This window comes from Allobosea sp. P4_E12 (genome assembly GCF_056401655.1).
This window is the reverse complement of the sequence record NZ_JBFUIY010000023.1, coordinates 1-17,608: the sequence shown is the minus strand read 5'-3', so window position 1 is coordinate 17,608 and position 17,608 is coordinate 1. Positions and strand designations below refer to the sequence as shown.

16 protein-coding genes are annotated in these 17,608 nt (G+C 63.9%); 5 read left to right on the top strand and 11 right to left on the bottom strand.

Going from position 1 to position 17,608, the window contains the following annotated elements; translation table 11 throughout:
* Nucleotides 1-5: 5 nt before the first annotated feature.
* The 5 genes from AC1DW9_RS25105 to AC1DW9_RS25085 form a co-directional block, all read right to left on the bottom strand.
* A complete protein-coding gene (locus AC1DW9_RS25105; protein WP_476855208.1) occupies nucleotides 6-1,046 on the bottom strand; it encodes a succinylglutamate desuccinylase/aspartoacylase family protein in 1,041 nt (346 codons plus the stop codon).
* Between the two features lie 110 nt (nucleotides 1,047-1,156).
* Nucleotides 1,157-1,939, bottom strand: a complete 783-nt coding sequence (locus tag AC1DW9_RS25100) for a transporter substrate-binding domain-containing protein (protein WP_441507528.1) — start codon at nucleotides 1,937-1,939, stop codon at nucleotides 1,157-1,159.
* A gap of 43 nt (nucleotides 1,940-1,982) precedes the next feature.
* Nucleotides 1,983-2,714 (bottom strand): amino acid ABC transporter ATP-binding protein, encoded by a 732-nt coding sequence (locus AC1DW9_RS25095; protein ID WP_113519325.1) that lies wholly within the window; start codon nucleotides 2,712-2,714, stop codon nucleotides 1,983-1,985.
* The gene (locus AC1DW9_RS25090; protein ID WP_069877846.1) at nucleotides 2,701-3,351 is read right to left on the bottom strand and encodes an amino acid ABC transporter permease; all 651 of its coding nucleotides are present in this window, start codon (nucleotides 3,349-3,351) and stop codon (nucleotides 2,701-2,703) included. Before AC1DW9_RS25090 ends, AC1DW9_RS25095 begins: the two co-directional genes overlap by 14 nt.
* The gene (locus tag AC1DW9_RS25085; protein ID WP_441490320.1) at nucleotides 3,348-4,010 is read right to left on the bottom strand and encodes an amino acid ABC transporter permease; all 663 of its coding nucleotides are present in this window, start codon (nucleotides 4,008-4,010) and stop codon (nucleotides 3,348-3,350) included. The genes AC1DW9_RS25090 and AC1DW9_RS25085 overlap by 4 nt, the downstream gene beginning before the upstream one ends.
* A gap of 153 nt (nucleotides 4,011-4,163) precedes the next feature.
* Here AC1DW9_RS25085 and AC1DW9_RS25080 point away from each other — a divergent pair, with 153 nt between their 5' ends.
* A complete protein-coding gene (locus AC1DW9_RS25080; RefSeq protein WP_441507529.1) occupies nucleotides 4,164-4,949 on the top strand; it encodes an IclR family transcriptional regulator in 786 nt (261 codons plus the stop codon).
* A gap of 19 nt (nucleotides 4,950-4,968) precedes the next feature.
* Here AC1DW9_RS25080 and AC1DW9_RS25075 read toward each other — a convergent pair whose 3' ends face one another.
* Nucleotides 4,969-5,241 carry a heavy-metal-associated domain-containing protein gene (locus AC1DW9_RS25075; protein ID WP_441507530.1) on the bottom strand — a complete coding sequence of 91 codons (273 nt, stop codon included), beginning with the start codon at nucleotides 5,239-5,241 and terminating at the stop codon, nucleotides 4,969-4,971.
* A 201-nt stretch (nucleotides 5,242-5,442) separates the two neighbouring features.
* On the opposite strand from AC1DW9_RS25075, the gene AC1DW9_RS25070 reads away from it, so the two are divergent.
* Together AC1DW9_RS25070 and cueR are read left to right on the top strand one after the other, a co-directional pair.
* On the top strand, nucleotides 5,443-7,968 hold the full coding sequence (locus AC1DW9_RS25070) for a heavy metal translocating P-type ATPase (RefSeq protein WP_441507540.1): 2,526 nt from the start codon (nucleotides 5,443-5,445) through the stop codon (nucleotides 7,966-7,968).
* A gap of 22 nt (nucleotides 7,969-7,990) precedes the next feature.
* Nucleotides 7,991-8,437, top strand: coding sequence for a Cu(I)-responsive transcriptional regulator (gene cueR / locus AC1DW9_RS25065; protein ID WP_069877841.1), 447 nt, complete (start codon nucleotides 7,991-7,993; stop codon nucleotides 8,435-8,437).
* 49 nt (nucleotides 8,438-8,486) lie between these two features.
* Here cueR and AC1DW9_RS25060 read toward each other — a convergent pair whose 3' ends face one another.
* From AC1DW9_RS25060 to AC1DW9_RS25045, 4 genes are all read right to left on the bottom strand, one after another.
* Nucleotides 8,487-9,827: an HlyD family type I secretion periplasmic adaptor subunit gene (locus AC1DW9_RS25060; protein ID WP_441507531.1), complete on the bottom strand. Its 1,341-nt coding sequence runs from the start codon at nucleotides 9,825-9,827 to the stop codon at nucleotides 8,487-8,489.
* 68 nt (nucleotides 9,828-9,895) lie between these two features.
* A complete protein-coding gene (locus AC1DW9_RS25055) occupies nucleotides 9,896-11,965 on the bottom strand; it encodes a type I secretion system permease/ATPase (RefSeq protein ID WP_441507532.1) in 2,070 nt (689 codons plus the stop codon).
* 25 nt (nucleotides 11,966-11,990) lie between these two features.
* Nucleotides 11,991-13,976: a hypothetical protein gene (locus tag AC1DW9_RS25050; protein ID WP_441507533.1), complete on the bottom strand. Its 1,986-nt coding sequence runs from the start codon at nucleotides 13,974-13,976 to the stop codon at nucleotides 11,991-11,993.
* A gap of 149 nt (nucleotides 13,977-14,125) precedes the next feature.
* The gene (locus tag AC1DW9_RS25045) at nucleotides 14,126-14,902 is read right to left on the bottom strand and encodes a hypothetical protein (RefSeq protein WP_441507534.1); all 777 of its coding nucleotides are present in this window, start codon (nucleotides 14,900-14,902) and stop codon (nucleotides 14,126-14,128) included.
* Nucleotides 14,903-15,501: 599 nt separating this feature from the next.
* On the opposite strand from AC1DW9_RS25045, the gene AC1DW9_RS25040 reads away from it, so the two are divergent.
* A complete protein-coding gene (locus AC1DW9_RS25040) occupies nucleotides 15,502-16,215 on the top strand; it encodes a transposase (RefSeq protein ID WP_441507535.1) in 714 nt (237 codons plus the stop codon).
* Here AC1DW9_RS25040 and AC1DW9_RS25035 read toward each other — a convergent pair.
* Nucleotides 16,200-16,685, bottom strand: coding sequence for a hypothetical protein (locus AC1DW9_RS25035; protein ID WP_441507536.1), 486 nt, complete (start codon nucleotides 16,683-16,685; stop codon nucleotides 16,200-16,202). The two genes, AC1DW9_RS25040 and AC1DW9_RS25035, sit on opposite strands and share 16 nt — an antisense overlap.
* A 42-nt stretch (nucleotides 16,686-16,727) precedes the next feature.
* On the opposite strand from AC1DW9_RS25035, the gene AC1DW9_RS25030 reads away from it, so the two are divergent.
* On the top strand, nucleotides 16,728-17,303 hold the full coding sequence (locus tag AC1DW9_RS25030; protein ID WP_441507537.1) for a hypothetical protein: 576 nt from the start codon (nucleotides 16,728-16,730) through the stop codon (nucleotides 17,301-17,303).
* Nucleotides 17,304-17,608: the final 305 nt, after the last annotated feature.

Sequence of the window (17,608 nt, the reverse complement as noted above, 5' to 3'; positions counted from 1 at the left end):
CCCCGCTACGACAGCACGCCGCGATAGGGCGCAGCCACGATCAGGCAGCAATTGCCGGGCCGGACGCGGCCGGGCTGGCGGCGGCCGTAGAGGATGCCGTCGGCGGCATWGTGCAGCGTCTCGGGCGGGCGGGTCGGGTCCCAGGTGCAATGGATGCGGCCGGCCGGCTGGCCGGCCCTGACCTTGGCGCCATTGGCGTGGAAGGGTTCGAAGACGCCGTCGACGGTGGCATAGACATAGGCCGAGGTGCCGGGCAGCTCGAGGATCTGGCCTTCGCCGCGCTTCGGCTCCGGGGTGTCGCGCGCGACGATGCCGAGATGGTCGAGCACATTGGCAACGCCGCGCCGGCAGACCTTGAGCGCCTCCAGCGAAACCGTGCCGCCGCCCGCCATCTCGGTGCCGACGGTGACGAGCCCGTTGCGGCAGGCCGTTGCTGTTGCGGTGCGCGGCTCGCCGAGATTGCTGATCACCACCGTCATCGGCGCGTCGAACGCCTGCACTGCGGCGACATTGCGCGCGTGCAGCGCCGGATCGTCGGTCGGCTCGACGATCGCGCTCGGGATGATGTCGAGCGAGGAGCCGCCTGAATGCAGGTCGAGGAAGGCGTCGCCGAGCGGCAGGATATGGTCGCTGACAAAGGCGGCGATCTGCTGGGTGATGGTGCCGCGCGGGTCGCCTGGGAAGGTCCGGTTGAAATTCAGGCCATCGACCGGCGACGTCCGCTGGCCGGCGATGACGGCGTGCGAATTGTTCGCCGGCATCAGGATCAGCCGGCCTTGCACGCGGCCGGGATCGAGATCGCGGATCAGGTCGCAGATCGTGATCGGCCCCTCGTATTCATCGCCATGGTTGCCGCCTTCGAGGATCGCCGTCGGGCCGGAGCCGTTCTTGATGATCGCGATCGGGATCCGCGTCGCGCCCCAGGCGTCGTCATGCGGCGAATGCGGAATCATGACGAAGCCGACTTGCTTGCCGTCGCGCGCGGGATCGACTGTCAGGAAGGCGCTGGACGGACGGGGCGTGGGGTTCTGCTTGACGCTGGTCATGGCTGGCTCGCGGGCGCGCCGAGGCTCTTGGGGCGGCAATCCGGCCCGGTGGCGCAGTCTGAAGGGAAAATGCCGGGCGCGGCCCGCGCCCGGCTGATGTCTGGCGTCGCTCAGAGCGTCGGCAGCGGGTCCATCGGCATGTCCAAATACTTGCGATGCAGCCGGTCGAGCTCGCCGTTCATCGCATTGAAGAAGATGAAGCCGTCGAGCCAGCGCACGAGATTATGCTGATCCATCTGCACACCCATATGGGCCGGGCTGCGGCGGATGACGAACTTGCGCTCGAATTCCTTGTTCGGGTTCTGCTTCGCCAACGCCTGCGCGACGATGCTGTTGGTGGCGAGCAGGTCGGCCTGGCCGGTGATATAGGCTGCCGCGGCCGTGGCGTCGTCCTCGGTGCGCATCAGGCTCGCCTTGGGGGCGGTTGCCGAGATCGCGAGCTCCTGCGTCGTGCCCTTGGCGGCGGCGACGCGGGCGGAGCCGATGGTCTCGGGGCTGCTGACCGGCGAGGCCTTGGCACCATAGACGGCCAGGAAGGTATTGGCATAGGGCGCGGTGAACTGGATCTGCTTGGCGCGCTCCGGCGTCAGCCCCATCACCGAGATCACGATATCGACCTTGTCGGTGAGCAGGAACGGAATCCGGTTGGCGCCGGTGATCTGCTGCATCTCGAGCTTCACGCCGAGGCCCTTGGCGACCATCTCGGCCATCTCGATGTCGAAGCCGATCGGCTTGCGGTTCTCGTCCTGAGCGCCGAAGGGCGGGGCGTCGAGCGGCACGCCGATGCGTACCACGCCCTTGGACAGGATGTCCTGGAGCTTGTCGGCCCGGGCTTCGGCTCCGCCAAAGACGGCAACAGTCAGTGCAGCCAAACCTGCAAATAGCGAACGCATGTTTCGTCTCCCCTCGTTGTGCAACTGGTGTCGATCGGCCTCCTCAGTGCAGGACCGCGCTGAGGAAGGTCTGTAGTTCGGGCGTCTTCGGCTCGGCGAGCACCGCCGCGGCCTGGCCTTCTTCGTGAATGCGGCCCTCGTGCATGAAGACCACGCGCGAGCCGAAGCGGCGGGCAAAGCCCATCTCATGCGTGACGAGGATCATCGTCATTCCGTCCTGCGCCACCGATTCGAGCACCTTCAGCACCTCGCCGGTGAGTTCGGGATCGAGCGCCGAGGTGACCTCGTCGAACAGCATCAGCTTGGGCTGCATCGCGAGCGAACGGGCGATGGCGACGCGCTGCTGCTGGCCGCCGGAAAGCTGGGACGGGAAGGCGTCGAGCTTGTCCTCCAGCCCGACGCGGCGCAGCACGTCGCGGGCGATCTCGCGGGCTGCGTCTGGCGCCTGCTTCTTCACCACCCGCGGCGCGAGTGTGATGTTGTCGCAGACCGAGAGATGCGGGAACAGGTTGAAGCTCTGGAAGACGATGCCGACCTCCTGCCGGAGCTTGCGCAGGTTGGTCCTGGGATCGTTCACCTGCACGCCGTCGACGAGGATCGAACCGCCCTGGATCGGCTCGAGGCCGTTGATGCAGCGCAGCATGGTGCTCTTGCCGGAGCCCGAGCGCCCGATCACGGCGATGATCTCCCCCTTCGCGACGTCCAGCGAGACGTTCTTCAGAACCTGGACCGCGCCATAGCTCTTGCTGATCCCCTTGATTTCAACGAGCGACATCGAGCTTCCGCTCGAGCGAGCGGCTCCATTGCGTGAGGGGGAAGCACATCAGGAAGTAGATGCAGGCGACGGTGATGTAGACGGCGAAAGGCTTGTAGGTGCCGGCGGCAGTGAGCTGGCCCTCGCGGGTCAATTCGACGAGCCCGATCGTCGCGGCGAGCGAGGTGTTCTTGATGAGCTGGACGAGGAAGCCGACGGTGGGCGGGATTGCGACGCGGATCGACTGCGGCACGATGATGTGGCGCAACTGCTCCCAGAGCGACAGGCCGAGCGAGGCGCCGGCCTCCCATTGCGTCTTGGCGATCGAGATCAGCGCGCCGCGCCAGATTTCGCCGAGGAAGGCGCTGCCATAGACCGAGAAGGCGACGGCGGCTGCGAACCACGGATTGACCGAGATGCCGATCAGCGGCAGGCCGAAGAAGATCAGGAACAGCCAGACCAGCAGCGGCGTGCCCTGGACGATATGGGTGTAGCCGGCCGCCAGCCAGCGCAGCGGCGCGAAGGGCAGGATGCGGACGACGGCGATGACCAGGCCGAGCAGGGCGGCTCCGGTGAAGGCGGTGACGGTCAAGGCCACGGTCCAGCGCGCCGCCGCGACCAGGTACATCACATCGATCAGGCCGAAGGAACGGATCATCGCCTGACGAACGCCCAGTAATAGATGCCGGCAAAGAGGCCGCGGAAGGCCAGCGCGAGGCCGAGATAGAGCACGCCGATCACGGTGTAGACTTCGAAGTCGCGGAAGGTGCGCGACTGCACGATCGAGGCCGCGTGGAACAGGTCCTCGACCGAAATCTGCGAGACCACGCTCGTCGCCAGCATCAGCAGCACAAATTGGCTGGCGAGCGCGGGAAACATCGATTTCAGCGCCGGGAACATCACGATGTAGCGGAAGACCTGCAGGCCGGAGAGGCCGAGCGAGTGGCCGGCCTCGGTCTGCGCCTTCGGCACCGCTTCCAGCCCGGCCCGGACGATCTCGGTGGTATAGGCGCCGAGATTGATGACGAGCGCGATGATCGCCGCCGTCAGGCCGTCGAGCCGGAGGCCGAAGCTGGGCAGGCCGAAGAAGATCAGGAAGAGCTGGACCAGCAGTGGCGTGTTGCGGATCACCTCGACATAGCCACCGACGATCCGCTTCAGCCAGCCCGGTCCATAGACCCGCGCCGCAGCACAGGCGACGCCGATGACGAGGCCGCCGAGCATCGCGCAGGCCGAGAGCAGCAGCGTGATCCAGACGCCGTCGAGGATCGACTCCCACGCCGCAAACACATCCCGAAACTGCAGGCCGTATTTCATCGCGCTCAGACCGCCACGGCCGCAGGCGGCGTGACGGCACGCCCACAACAAACCGACAGAGTGATCAGCGATGGTGTCATTGAGCCTCCCCTTTACAAGAGGCTAGGTTGGCTTCTTATTTGATGTCAAGCTTCACATATGAAACGAGGCAGCATGCCTGACCTTCCGGAAACAGATGACGGCGAGAAGGCCTCCTATTCCGCTCCGGCTCTGGAGAAGGGGTTGGATATTCTCGAGCTGCTGGCGGATGTCGGCGAGCCGCTATCGACCCGCACCATTGCCGAGCGACTGGAGCGTTCGAAGAGCGAGATCTTCCGCATGGTCTTCGTGCTGCAGCAGCGCGGATATCTGGTGCGGGAGGCGGGAACGGACAGGCTCGCACTGTCGCGACGATTGTTCGATCTCGGCATCAGGACGCCCAGCGGGCGGCAGTTGACCTCGGTCGTACTGCCTCTGATGGAGCGCTTCAGCGAGGAGAGCGGGCAGGCGGCTCATCTCGTCGTGCTGAGCCGTGCGCAGACCGTGGTGCTCGCGACGACCTCCGGACATCTCGACGCGACGGTTACCGTGCGGCCGGGCTATGGCAGGCCGGCGCTGGAGGCCAATTCCGGATTGCTCATCCTGGCGTTCCAGACACGGGCACGGCGTCTGACCCTGATGAAGGATGCCGATAATGAGGCGCGGACGCGGCTAGAGAGCTCCGGCGTTGCAGCCATCTTCGCGATGATCAGGGAGCAGGGACACCAGATCGCACCAAGCCGCGACATTCTGGCGGTTACCGATATCGCCTGCCCGGTCATCGGACCGGCGGGCTATGCGCAGGCGGCGATCCTGGTGCCATGCCTGCAGCGCCATGGCGTGCAGACCAATGAGAAGGCGATCCTCACCAGCCTGAAGGCCTGCTGCCACGAGGCGGGGCTGCGCCTGGCCTATAGCTGACCAGGCGCAGGATGTTGGATCAGGCGGTGACGGGCTGCGGCGTGTAGCCGGCCGCCGTGACGATCGCCGCGATGGCGGCGCGGTCACTGGTGCCCAGGACGCTGACCAGTTTCGAGGCCGGGTCGGCCTGGACGCGGGTTCCGGGAAGGCCAATTTCGATCGCCTTGATGATCGTACCGGCGCAATGCCCGCAGGTCATGTCCTCGACGCGGAAGCTGAGTGTTCCCGCGCCCTGAGGCTGTGCCTGAGTCCCAGGTGTCGTCTTCTCGCTATGACTCTGGCATCCGCACATCGTTCTGCATCCTTTCTGAGGGGTATGAAGGGAGCCTAAAGCTTCCCATGATGGGAAGGTCAAGCGCCCTCTGCGGGATGCCGGCGCACATCATGGGGAGGATCCGGCCCTCTCGCGGAGTGTTGAAAATTGGCCTTGACCTTCCCATCATGGGAAGGATCATACCCCTCGCCATCAACATGCGGAGATCAAGCCATGGCGATGGCACGGACAGCGGGAAGCCCCGTTAGAGAATTTGAGATCGAGATCGGCGGGATGACTTGTGCTTCCTGTGTCGGGCGCGTCGAACGCGCCGTGAAGGCCGTCGACGGCGTCGGCTCAGTCGCGGTCAACCTCGCGGCCGAACGAGCGCGTGTGACCCTGTCTTCCGGCGGTAGCGATGCCGGCGCGATCGCGGACGCGATCCGCGGCGCCGGCTACGAGCCCACCGAGCGCACCGTCGAGCTGAAGATCTCCGGCATGACCTGCGCGTCGTGCGTCGGCCGGGTCGAGCGGGCGCTCAAGGCGGTGCCGGGCGTGCTCGACGCGACCGTGAATCTCACGACCGAGCGTGCCACCGTGCGGACTCTCGGCGGTGCGGGCCAGATGCAGCAGCTCGTCGCGGCCGTTGCAGGGGCGGGCTATTCCGCCGAAGCGGCGAGCATCGATGCCGGAGCCTCGGATCGCGAGCAGCAGGCGCGCGAGGCGGAGCAGGCGGGTTTGAAGCGCGCGGTCATCATCGCCGCAGTCGCGACAATCCCGCTGCTCGTCTTCGAGATGGGCTCGCATATGTACGAGCCGCTGCACCATTTTCTCGCCGGGCGTGTCGGCGAGTTCAACATCAAGCTCCTGTCCTTCCTGCTCGCGACATTCGTCCAGTTCGGGCCGGGCCTGCGCTTCCTGAAGAAGGGGTGGCCGGCCTTGCTGCGTGGCGCGCCGGACATGAATTCGCTGGTCATGCTCGGTACCAGCGCGGCCTATCTGTACTCGACGGTGGCGACCTTCGCGCCGGAGTTCCCGCCTGACGGCACGGACTACACCTATTTCGAGGCCGGTGCGGTCATCGTCACGCTCGTCCTGACCGGACGCTGGTTCGAGGCCAGAGCCAAGGGCCGGACCAGCGAAGCGATCCGGCGACTGATGTCGCTGCAGGCGAAGTCGGCGCGTGTCCTACGCGACGGCGTCGAGGCCGATGTCGGGATCGAGAGCGTTGTTCCGGGCGATGTCGTCATTGTGCGTCCGGGGGAGCGCATCCCGGTCGATGGTGAGGTTCTCGACGGCGTGTCCTATGTCGACGAGGCGATGATCACCGGTGAGCCGGTGCCCGCCCGCAAGGAAGCGGGGGCGGCTGTGACCGGTGGCACGATTAACGGCACGGGTGCCTTCCGTTTCACCGCCACCAAGGTCGGTGCCGATACGCTGCTTTCGCAGATCGTCCGCACCGTCGAGGCGGCGCAGGGCTCGAAGCTGCCGATCCAGGCCATGGTCGACAAGGTGACGATGTGGTTCGTCCCGGCCGTGATGGCGCTCGCGCTTGTGACCTTCGCGGCCTGGTTCGCCTTCGGCCCCAGCCCCGCCTTGTCCTATGCTCTCGTCAACGCGGTCGCCGTGCTGATCATCGCCTGCCCCTGCGCGATGGGATTGGCGACTCCGACTTCGATCATGGTCGGCACCGGCAAGGGCGCCGAGCTCGGCATCCTGTTCCGCCAGGGCGATGCGCTCCAGGGTCTGAAGGATGCGAAGATCGTGGCGCTCGACAAGACCGGAACCCTGACCAAGGGCAAGCCGGAGCTGACCGATCTCGTCACCGCCGAGGGCTTCGAGGAGGCCCAGGTGCTGCGGCTGGTCGCCTCGGTCGAGGCTCGCTCGGAGCATCCGATTGCGGAAGCGATCGTTGTCGCTGCCCGCCAGCGCGGCCTCGCCCTCGCAGAGGTGTCGGAGTTCGCGGGTGAACCCGGCTTCGGCGTCAAGGCCGTCGTCGAAGGCCGGACGATCGAGATCGGTGCCGACCGGCTGATGCGGCGTCTCGGGCTCGACCTCTCGCCCTTCACGGAGGCGGCAGGCCGCCTGGGCGATGCCGGCAAGACGCCGCTCTATGCGGCGATCGACGGCAGGCTCGCGGCCATCATCGCGGTTGCCGATCCGGTCAAGGCCACGACCCCCGAGGCTATCGCATCGCTGCATCGGCTCGGCCTGCGCGTCGTGATGATTACCGGCGACAACCGGCGTACGGCCGAGGCGATTGCCGCGAGGCTTGGCATCGACGAGGTCGTGGCCGAGGTTCTGCCGACCGGCAAGGCCGAGGTGGTGGCCGGGCTCCAGGCCGGTGGCGCCAAGGTCGCCTTCGTCGGGGATGGCATCAACGACGCGCCCGCCCTGGCCAAGGCTGATGTCGGCATTGCCATCGGCACCGGCACGGACATCGCCATCGAGAGCGCCGATGTCGTGCTGATGTCGGGCGATCTGAATGGTGTCGCCAATGCCATTGCGCTGTCACAGGCGACGATCGCCAATATCCGCCAGAACCTGATCTGGGCCTTCGGTTACAACGCCCTGCTGATCCCGGTGGCTGCCGGCGCGCTCTATCCGAGCTTCGGCATCCTGATGTCGCCGATGTTCGCCGGACTGGCCATGGCGCTGTCGAGCGTCAGCGTCCTGACCAATGCGCTGCGCCTGAAGCGCTTCCGCGCTCGCACGCCGGCCCCGTTGCAGGACCAGCGCGCCGCCAGGCTCGCGTTGGCGGGGTGAGACTGTAGGAGGAGCATGAGAGATGAACATCGGACAAGCGGCAACAGCCTCTGGCGTCAGCGCAAAGATGATCCGCTACTACGAGAGCATCGGGCTGATCGAGGCTCCGGTGCGCACCGAGGCGGGTTATCGTGTCTATGCCGGTGACGACGTCCACACGTTGCGCTTCGTCAAGCGCGCCCGGAATCTCGGTTTCTCGATTGAGGAAACGCGTGAACTCCTGGCGCTCTGGCGCGACAAGAGCCGGGCCAGTGCCGATGTGAAGGCGTTTGCCCTGCGCCACATCGGCGAGCTCGAGGCGCGGATCGGCGAGCTTCAGGCGATGGTGAAGACGCTCGGCCATTTGGCGCATCATTGCCACGGCGACGGTCGCCCCGATTGCCCGATTCTCGAGGACCTCGCCGATGCTCCCGTCCGGCAAGCCGCGGTTCCGGCAGGCTCTCGCGGCAGGGTACGGCATCACGCCTGAAGCCGGACAGGGCGGGCGCCCCGCAAGGCGCCCGCCCCACATCGACGGCTTAGGTTTCCCGGAAAGCGCGCGCCATGCTGTCCTTCAGCGGCTGCATCAGATATTCGAAGAACGTGCGTTCCTTCGTCTGGATATAGACCTCTGCCGGCATGCCGGCCGTCGGCTGGAAATCGTGGATCGCGGCGGCGCTGTTGCTGTCGAGGCGGACCCGTACGACATAGAGATCGGACGTATTGGGGTAGCCGCGCTGCCTTTCATCCGGCAGGGCGTCGGCCGAAATATAGATCACCTTGCCCTTGATCATCGGCGTCGTGCGCTGATTGAGGGCGCTGAGGCGGATGGTCGCGACCTGACTGTGCTTGATCTTGTCGATATCCTGAGGACGGACATGCGTCTCTATGACGAGCTCTTCCTGCAGCGAGACGATCTCCATGATGCTCTTGCCCGCCTCGATGACACCGCCGGCTGAGTGGTAGCGCAGCTTGACCACGGTTCCCTTGACCGGAGTGACGATCCTGGCGCGGTCGAGAACCCCCTTTACCGTGTGTATGCGTTCACGGACATCGTTCAGATCGGCACTGACGTCCTGCAACTGCTCCGATGCGGCCTTGATCGCGTTCTTTCTGACACCATCGATCTGCTCGACTGCGCGAGCGATGCGCTCCCGCGCGTCGCCGATGTCCCCGGTGATCCGGCCGGCCTCGCCGCGTAGATTGGCGGCGTTGCGTTGAAGCGCGAGGACGTCGGGCTTGCGGATATAGCCACGGTCCAGCAGGGCCTGTTTGCCAGCGAGCTCTTCCTTGAGGAGTTCGCTCTGCTGGGCGACGGCGGCAAGTTGGGCCTTGCTGCCTGCGATTCTTTCCTCCAGCCCGTCGATGCCCTTTTGCTGAGCCGAAATGTCATTGGAGATGTTGTTCTGGCGGGCAATGAAAGTGGCCGTCTGCGCCTGGAGCATCGCGGCGACGTCGCGGTCGGTGCTGCTTGCGATCAGGTGGGGGGGGAATACCAGTTGGGACCGACCGGCCGCCTCGGTGTTCAGCCGCGCTTCGACCGCCTCCAGCCGCATCTGCTTGAGCAGGTGCCGGCGGAGTTCCGCCCGGGAAGAGGTGTCGTCGAGCTGCACGAGCAACTGGCCGGGCAGGACGACGTCGCCCTCTCGCACCATGATCTCGCGGATCACGCCGCCTTCGAGATGCTGGATCGTCTTGTTCTGTCCCGTGGTCACGAAGACCCCCGGCGCGATCACGGCGCCTGAGATCGGTGCGGTATTGCCCCAGACGCCGAAGCCCATGACCGTCATCAGCATGATGCCGATGCCGCTGAGTTTCGCCCAGCGGGTGTTGCGCGGGACGTCGCCATACCAGGGCTGGGCTGCGATCATTGCGGTCATCGTGCGTCTCTCCACCCTTGCAAAACGCCCGACTGCCCGCCCCGGCAGGGGCGTGGCGGCACAGAATCTCAGTTCGGCCTTGGCGTGTTGTCGATGCTCCGCTGCCCGACGATCAGGGGCAGGATCTCGTCGCGTGCGCCGATCGCCTGGACCGCGCCATCCTTGATCATCATGATCTTGTCGACGCTGCGCAGCAGGGCCGGTCGCTGTGTCACCGCCACGACCGTCATGCCTCGCGCCTTGGCACGCTCGAAGGCTCGCGCCAGCGCGGCCTCGCCGATCGTGTCGAGATTGGAGTTGGGCTCGTCGAGAACGACCAGTCTCGGATTGCCGAAGAAGGCACGGGCGAGCCCGAGCCGCTGCTTCTGGCCGCCGGAGAGCGGGCTGCCATCGATGCCGATCTGCGTCTCGTAGCCATGTACGAACTGCGCGACCATTTCGTGGATGTCGGCGATCTCGGCAGCCTCATACACATCCTCGTCGCTCGCGTCGTCCCGCATCCTGGCGATATTGGCCTTGATCGAGGCTGGGAAGAGTTGCGTATCCTGGGGGAGATAGCCGACATTCTCGCCGAACTGCCGCGGGTCCCAGTTGCGCTGCTCCATCCGGTCGAGCCGCACCGTGCCGGCCGTTGGCGTGATCGAGCCGACCAGCATGCGCGCGAGCGTCGACTTGCCGCTGCCCGAGGCGCCGACGATGGCAAGCGAGTCGCCGGGTTCGAGGCTGAAGCTGATGCCGTTCAGGATGACCTTCTTGTTCGGTGGCGGCACATAGAGGATGCGCTCGACATCGAGGCGGCCCTTGGGGTTCGGCAGCTTCAGCCGATCGAGATTGAGCGGCGAGGCCTGCAACAGGGCCTGAACCCGGGAATAGGCGGCACGCGCGTGGATAAAGCTGCGCCAGCCTTCGATCGTGCCTTCAAGCGGGGCCAGCGCGCGGCCCGCGACCACTGATGACGCGATGACCATGCCGCCGGTGAGGGATCCTTCCAGGGACAGCCAGGCACCCCAGCCCAGCATGGCGATCTGCGTGCCGAGCCGGAAGAACTTCGACAACCCGGTCATCATGATGTTGCGGTCCTGGGCGCTGACCTGCGCCTTCAGGGATTCCGCGGTCTCGCGGCCCCAGATCAGCACGCCCTCCGGGATCATGCCCATGGCGTTGATGACCTGCGAGTTGCGCGACATCGCTTCCGATTGAAGATTGGCGCGCGTCGCAAACGCGCTCGACCTTGCGAAGGGGACGGCCGTCAGCTTCTGGTTGAAATAGGCGACCACGAACAGGACGATGGCGGCGACCGTGACGATGTAGCCGAGATGCGGATGAATCAGATAGACTGCCAGCAGGTAGATCGGTGCGGTCGGTGCATCGAGCATCGTCAGGATGACCGGCCCGGTCAGGAAGCTCCGGATCTGCTGAAGATCGGCGAGTATCTGGAACTCCCGATTCGAACCGCTCTGGGCCGCCTTGGCTGCCGCGCTGAGAACGGGGCCGCCGAGCCGGCTTTCGACATCCACGGCAACCCGCATCAGGATGAAGCGGCGCATCATGTCGAGCAGGACATGGGCCAGGATCGCGACCATCACGATGATCGAGAGCATCATCAGCGTGTCGAGGCTGCGGCTGGTCAGCACCCTGTCCGACATCTGGAACAGATAGATCGGGACAGCCAGCACCAGCGTGTTCACGACGATCGAAAAGATCGCGACGATCACCAGGTTGTGGCGCGCCTCCGCGAGCCCTTTGCCGAGGACCTGCTGGAAATCGCGATCCCCGAGGCGTTGTTCGAGCGGTGATCGGCCGCCGCTGCCACCGCCCCCTCCRCCACCACCTGTTCCGCCCTTGCCGCCCCCAGGACCGTTCGATGTCGTCGTGCCTTGCGGGCTGCCGGCGCCTCCGACCGGTCGCAGATTGGGGACGCTGTCGGCGGGAGGAGCGCCATGCTTCGCCTCGGCGCGCAGCGGGGCTTGCCCTGGTGAGGCCTGACGGGCCTCGCCGGCCATGCGGTCGTTTGAATTGGCGACCAGCGTGAGCGGGGGCGGGGGCCTGCCAATGGTTGTCCCGAGCGGCGTGGCTCCGGGCAACCTGGCGGCATCTGGACGGTTCGGTGGCGCGGCGGGAACGGCTTCGTCGGTCATGGAGAGCCCTCGATGCGTACTGGCCTCAAGACATGATGTTGGAGGTGAGGTGATCGTGCTGGGACGGGTCGGGTACGACCGGGCGCGAGATGGAGGAGTCCGATCCGGAATGTGTATCGACGTCATGCGCGAAGGCGACGAGCTCGGGCACCAATGTCTGGGTGTCGTGGATGGTGACCTTGTCGGTGTCGGTGATCATGTTGGTCTGGATCAGCACGCTCTCCTCGTAGGCGTCGCCGCCCAGGTATTTCGAGGTCGAGAGCGTGCCCGGATCAATGATATGCGCCTCATTGAGCACCGTGTTCCCGCCGGCGGCGACACCTTGGGTCGTCCCGGGCTGAGCATTGGCCTGGATGACCTGGTCGGCGTCGTTCAGAACATTGATCTGGGTGATGACGTTCACGTCGTAATAGTCGCCGGGCACGTAGAGGACGTGCAGCGTTCCGAACCTGTTGCCGTTGAGTTGCCAGTTGGCGTCGGGCGTCAGAATTGTAGAGTTCTGATCAAGAGCGCCGAGAAGATCGTAATGCGCCTGCTGCATCGGCTTGAATGCGACGCTGTCATAGGTCGTGATATCTGCGAGATTGGTAAGGTTGTTGAAGCCTGTGGTGACAACGGTAATATCGCTGCCGTGGCCTGTTGCAAACAGCTTGGCGCTGTCTGAGTCCAGAACGATGTTGTACTGGTAGATCCAGTCGGCGCGGTGATAGTTGCCGCCAATGATGATGATGTCGTAGCTGTCCAGGCCGGTGATCTGAGCGAGATTGAGCTGGGCGTTCTCGCCGCTCTTCACGTCGAAATAGGTTCCGTTCTCCGCCTGAACGATCCTGTCGCTATCGTTCAGTCCATTGAACTGAATGACGGATTTCACATCATAGAAGCTTCCCGGCATGACATCGACCGACCAGAAGGGGGTCGCTGCGGCGCCGTTTGGCGCGATCGTCATCGTATGCGTCGCGAATTCCGCGATGTTGTGGACTTCGTTGCCATGGCTCTGAACCAAGGGGGCCAGCGTGCCATCGACGGCGACGTCGACATGGTCGTTGTCCACGAGGACATTTACCTGCGCGATGCCGCGGCTGAAGAAATAATTGCCGCCCACGATCATCGAGCCTGTTGCTTCGTTGGCGTCGACGATGACCGCAGCATTTGCCAGCATGTTCAGCCCGGTCTCCGAGACGACGGCGACCCCGCCTGTGGGTTCGGCGGCTGTAATGGATTTGGTGATGCTGTCGGCGGGCGCGTCGGCCAGGCGCCAAGGCGCGACCTCGGCAAGGCTCGGCACCGGTGGATCGTTCGCGTTGAGCGCGCCGTCGACAATTCTGCCTTCCATGGCATGTGAGACAGGGCTGCCGTCGGAATAGGGGCTCCCCGTTTCGGTCCAGCGCATATCGCGACTTTCGATAGCCGCTATCACGCTCTGGGTCGTGCCGCCCTGAAGCGCCGCGACCTCGCCGGGCACAGCGCTCTGCGCCTGGTGCAGCATGTCGCTCAGGACGCCGTCGAGATGAAGTTCGGGGGGCACGACGAGAGTGCCGTCAGGATAACGGATCGCGTCGGATGTCAGCAGATCCCGGTCGTCCGCCTGATTGACCTGGTGGATCGAGAGCAATGTCTCGGTGCCGCCGTTCTGATACCCCACAGTGACGATCTTGTGGCTGGTGACCATATAGCCATAGTCGTTATCGACGCTGTCGGGCGCATCGAGGCGATGTGGAGGCGGATGACTCGATGGGAGGATTCTGGCCGGCGGAGTGAAGGGTGTGGGCGTCAGGCTGTGGAGGGCGGGACTGTCGTCGGAGACGTTCGGCGCCCGAAAGAACACGGGTTGCGAAGCCGTTTCATCCGGTGTGATGGGCGCAACGCGATCGTAGAAGCGATCGCCCCCCTCGTCCGACACGACCCGGGACGCTTCGCCGTCATAAGTTTCGCGCGCCCGCATTTCATCAATGAAGACGCGAAGATAGCCGGCAAAATGCCATATCGTTTCGGTAAAGCCGCCAATGTTCATGGCACACTCTGCACTATTGCCTGGCAAGGCCGGTCGCGAGGGCACCAGGCATTGCGTGGGCTCAGGGGCTCACCGGCCCCGAGCAGGGAGCGCGCGGGGAGGCGACCCCGCGCGTCCGAGCATAGCTTGCCTTCCGAGCGTTGGGACGCTCAAAGTGTGCCGATGTCGTGACCTGCGACGGTCAGGTGATCGACGGAGTTGAACTGGACATTTGCGCCCATGGCGATGTGCTGTGTGAAGGCCTCCTGGGTCAGGGCCACGTTGGCAGCAGCCGCGCCGATGCCCGAGTAGCCGTCACTTCCGCCATGGATGTCGCCGAAGCTCGACGATGCTGAGCCACCCGTGGCCGTGGCGGTCATGGAGAAATCGCCAACCGCTTCCGGGATATGGCCTGGACCATAGCAGGACGGGTCGAGCCCACCAGAGTTGAAGTTCACCGACGGATTGGACAGGCTGTCATTGTCGGTGAGGTTGTTGACCTGCGCGATATTGAAGTTGTTGCCGTCATCCGTCGTCTGGGTGACGACGGACGGCATCACGATCGAGTCGTGGATGTCGTGAATCGAGTCGATATCCATCACCCGGTTATCGACGGGTGGCACGAGGGCGCCACTGAGGTCGAGGTCGACCTTTACATTGACAGTGGTGTCGACGGCGGTCTGAACGTGGTTGATGTTCTCGTTGTAGTTGAGGTTGCCGTTCAGGTTGCCATTGGCGTTCAGATTGCCGTTGCCGTTGAGATTCAGGTTGCCGTTGTCATTCCAGACGGAGGTGTCGACGGCCTGCGCGGAGTACTGCGCCTGGCCTTGTCCCTGCCCCTGGCCTTGTCCTTGCCCCTGACCTTGTCCCTGCAATTGGGCTTGAATCTCAGCCTGCGCCTGATCCTGGCTTGGATCCTGCGGGTGATAATCGTTGTTGTTCGGCATGGTGCTTTCCCGTCAAAAAAGGAAAGGCACCCTTCCGCTCGTTGATCGCCGCGTCCCTTCTGCGCTGCGCCGATCCACTTGCGTTGGATGCCATTAGTGCGGAATATTGATAATTTATGTCGAATGAATGTCCCGCCTATCTACGCAAGGAACGTTCTTCAAGATTTCGTACTGGCGACAGCAGAAACCCCTTAATTGACTAAGTCATTGTTTGCGTCTCCCGATATTAATTAGTTGATATAAGTAATAATTTTTCTGAACTATTAGTCTGGTTCGATATTGGGCCAGAGTGTGCGAAATGAAATCTGAGACATATAATTTTATGAGTCATATACTAGCAGATAGGTATAAATTCTGAATATTATTTAAAATTATTGAATGTAATATTCATTATCGGCGAACAATTTCTTTTTGTTGCCTAAATTGATAAATGTCTCAGAAATAATGTGACAATTTGGGGGTTGTGTGCATTATTCCCGATCAGCAAACATCCAACTATGCCCTTGCGGCGTCAATGTATCGAATTATTACCCATTTTCAGACTTTATTGACTTTCAATTACCCATCTGGGACCATGTTTTCGGGTTGGAGGTTGCGCCATGCCGAACGCCATCCGCTTGCAGAACGAGCGCGTCGTCCATTTGTCGCTCGAACGAATGGTCTGGCCTTCCGGACCGGTTTGCCCGCATTGCGGCGAGGCTGCCCGGCTGGGGCGGCTCAACGGCCTGAGCACCCCGATTGGCGCGTGGAAATGCTATTCCTGCCGGAAGCCGTTCACGATCAGGAACGGCACGATCTTTCACAACAGCCATGTGCCTCTGCATGTCTGGCTCCAGGCCCTCTACCTGCTGACGGCGACCCGGCAGAAGATGGGGTCGCAAAGGCTGGCGCAAACGCTGGGAGTTTCCGTCCGAACGGCCTGGCATCTGAAGCAGAAGATTGCCGGCGGCCTCGCGGTTTCTCCGCTGGAGGTGGCCTGCTACGCACCATGGCAGCATGGCGACATGGTCATGCGCTGCGAGTTCCTGGACTGCCAGGTCGATGGCGGCCCAGGCAGCGCGAGTTGCGTCGCGCGTTTTGAACGCTTCATGGCAGCGCTGGAAGGCATCGCAACCGCGGAAACGGACACCTTGTTCATTCAGGCGTTGCGGCGGCTCCTTGCAACCCGGCCGGAGCGGCTGGAAGAGGCCGGCGAGGCGTTGACGGAAGTTCAACTTGAACTCGGCTTGCTTGACGACGAGCCGGCGCAGCCGCGGGTCCGAGCTGCGAGCTTCAGCGGTTTCGGCATGCCGGTCTCTCAGGCCAAGAACTGACCTCTGCGCATATGACGTTCGACATGGTCGTGCCAGAGCTCGTCCAGCGTTCTGCTTCCGGCTTCGCTGGAAGCTGTGCCGAGCGGCTCCATTCCTACCAGTTCGCCCGCCGATGGCCGGGTGGCGTCCAAGGCTTCCAGAAAGGCGAGCGCTCCCATCGACCCTGCGGTGAAGGCCGGGTCTCGGCGGCTGCTCAGAAGACAGATTTCCTCGCCCACAAGTTCCGGGCCGATCCCGGTGAGAGCATTCAGCACCGATGACTGGGCCGAGGCGAGCGCGTGCGTTCGCAGCTCGCCGCATTTGCGTTCGACGATCAGCGTGACCAGGGTCGCAAGGAAACCGAGAATCTGCGGCTGGAGCCAGTCGCCCGCTTGCAGGCCGGCGCCATTCGCGGAAGTCTTCAGAACGAACGGCTCGAGGACGGAGAAGGCAGCCTTGCGCGCTGGTCGGGCTCTCAGAAGATCGAACATGCTGGCTCTGCCGTATCGGAGCCTTCAGGAACGGTGGACGACATGCTTAGGCACAACCGGAACGGGCCATCTACGCTGCCGCCCCGTCCTGATTTCATCGCGCTGGAGCTGGCCGCGCAACGCTCGGCCGAGCAAAGGGTAGCCTTTCTGTCGTTGATAGGCGATCTCAATTTCGCCTGGTCCAACAATGAGAGCATGTTCATCTATGTGCTGATGCTGCTGCTGGACACCGACGAGGCGGCTGCAGCGATCGTCTTTTCCACGCTCAACACGACGCGGGCGCGCCTCGACCTGGCGCAGCGCCTCGCCAAGGTCCGGATCACGGACAAGGGGCTGCGCGCCGAGCTTGACGCGGTTGTCGAGGCCTTTTCTGCGGCAACGCGGCTGCGCAACGATCTCAACCACGCCACCTTCGTCGTCGACGCGAGCGGGGCGATCACACACACACAGAGCATGAAACTGGAGGAGGCCCGGGGCAGGCTGCGTTTCGGCACCCGCCGCCCCGTCGACCAGGCTCGGCTCGACGAGATCGCGGCGGCGACGCAGGAACTCTATGCTCTGAACCGGCGGATCTGGGATCTCCTCCCGCAGCTCGAACGCGGCGTGGCCACGTCCTGACCTTGCTTGGCATCGCTCCGAAAAGTGGAGTGCGGTTTTCGGGAAAGCCGATGCAAACACAGGTGGTTAGACCGTCGGACTGGATATGATATCCGGTCCGATGATCTAGTCTTACTGCGTCATAAATTGCGTGTCTGTCGCAGACGGTCCATGGGCCTTGTGCAGCACGGACATCGTTGCAGGCGGTTGGCCAGGGCCACGGTCAGGCGTCGCCTGAGGGTCGGGATCGAGGTCGGGACATGCCGCTCGGGTCGGACCGGAGGATCCGCGCGGTCGATGACTTTCGGGAAGGCCAGGTGTTTGGC

What these genes read in the sequence shown, in the direction of transcription:
- AC1DW9_RS25040 (WP_441507535.1), top strand. Translation starts at nt 15,502, where the DNA reads ATGCCGAACGCCATCCGCTTGCAGAACGAGCGCGTCGTCCATTTGTCG.
- AC1DW9_RS25070 (WP_441507540.1), top strand. Translation starts at nt 5,443, where the DNA reads ATGGCACGGACAGCGGGAAGCCCCGTTAGAGAATTTGAGATCGAGATC.
- AC1DW9_RS25075 (WP_441507530.1), bottom strand. Translation starts at nt 5,241, where the DNA reads ATGTGCGGATGCCAGAGTCATAGCGAGAAGACGACACCTGGGACTCAG.
- AC1DW9_RS25085 (WP_441490320.1), bottom strand. Translation starts at nt 4,010, where the DNA reads ATGAAATACGGCCTGCAGTTTCGGGATGTGTTTGCGGCGTGGGAGTCG.
- AC1DW9_RS25095 (WP_113519325.1), bottom strand. Translation starts at nt 2,714, where the DNA reads ATGTCGCTCGTTGAAATCAAGGGGATCAGCAAGAGCTATGGCGCGGTC.
- AC1DW9_RS25060 (WP_441507531.1), bottom strand. Translation starts at nt 9,827, where the DNA reads ATGACCGCAATGATCGCAGCCCAGCCCTGGTATGGCGACGTCCCGCGC.
- AC1DW9_RS25030 (WP_441507537.1), top strand. Translation starts at nt 16,728, where the DNA reads ATGCTTAGGCACAACCGGAACGGGCCATCTACGCTGCCGCCCCGTCCT.
- AC1DW9_RS25050 (WP_441507533.1), bottom strand. Translation starts at nt 13,976, where the DNA reads ATGAACATTGGCGGCTTTACCGAAACGATATGGCATTTTGCCGGCTAT.
- cueR (WP_069877841.1), top strand. Translation starts at nt 7,991, where the DNA reads ATGAACATCGGACAAGCGGCAACAGCCTCTGGCGTCAGCGCAAAGATG.
- AC1DW9_RS25090 (WP_069877846.1), bottom strand. Translation starts at nt 3,351, where the DNA reads ATGATCCGTTCCTTCGGCCTGATCGATGTGATGTACCTGGTCGCGGCG.
- AC1DW9_RS25080 (WP_441507529.1), top strand. Translation starts at nt 4,164, where the DNA reads ATGCCTGACCTTCCGGAAACAGATGACGGCGAGAAGGCCTCCTATTCC.
- AC1DW9_RS25045 (WP_441507534.1), bottom strand. Translation starts at nt 14,902, where the DNA reads ATGCCGAACAACAACGATTATCACCCGCAGGATCCAAGCCAGGATCAG.
- AC1DW9_RS25035 (WP_441507536.1), bottom strand. Translation starts at nt 16,685, where the DNA reads ATGTTCGATCTTCTGAGAGCCCGACCAGCGCGCAAGGCTGCCTTCTCC.
- AC1DW9_RS25100 (WP_441507528.1), bottom strand. Translation starts at nt 1,939, where the DNA reads ATGCGTTCGCTATTTGCAGGTTTGGCTGCACTGACTGTTGCCGTCTTT.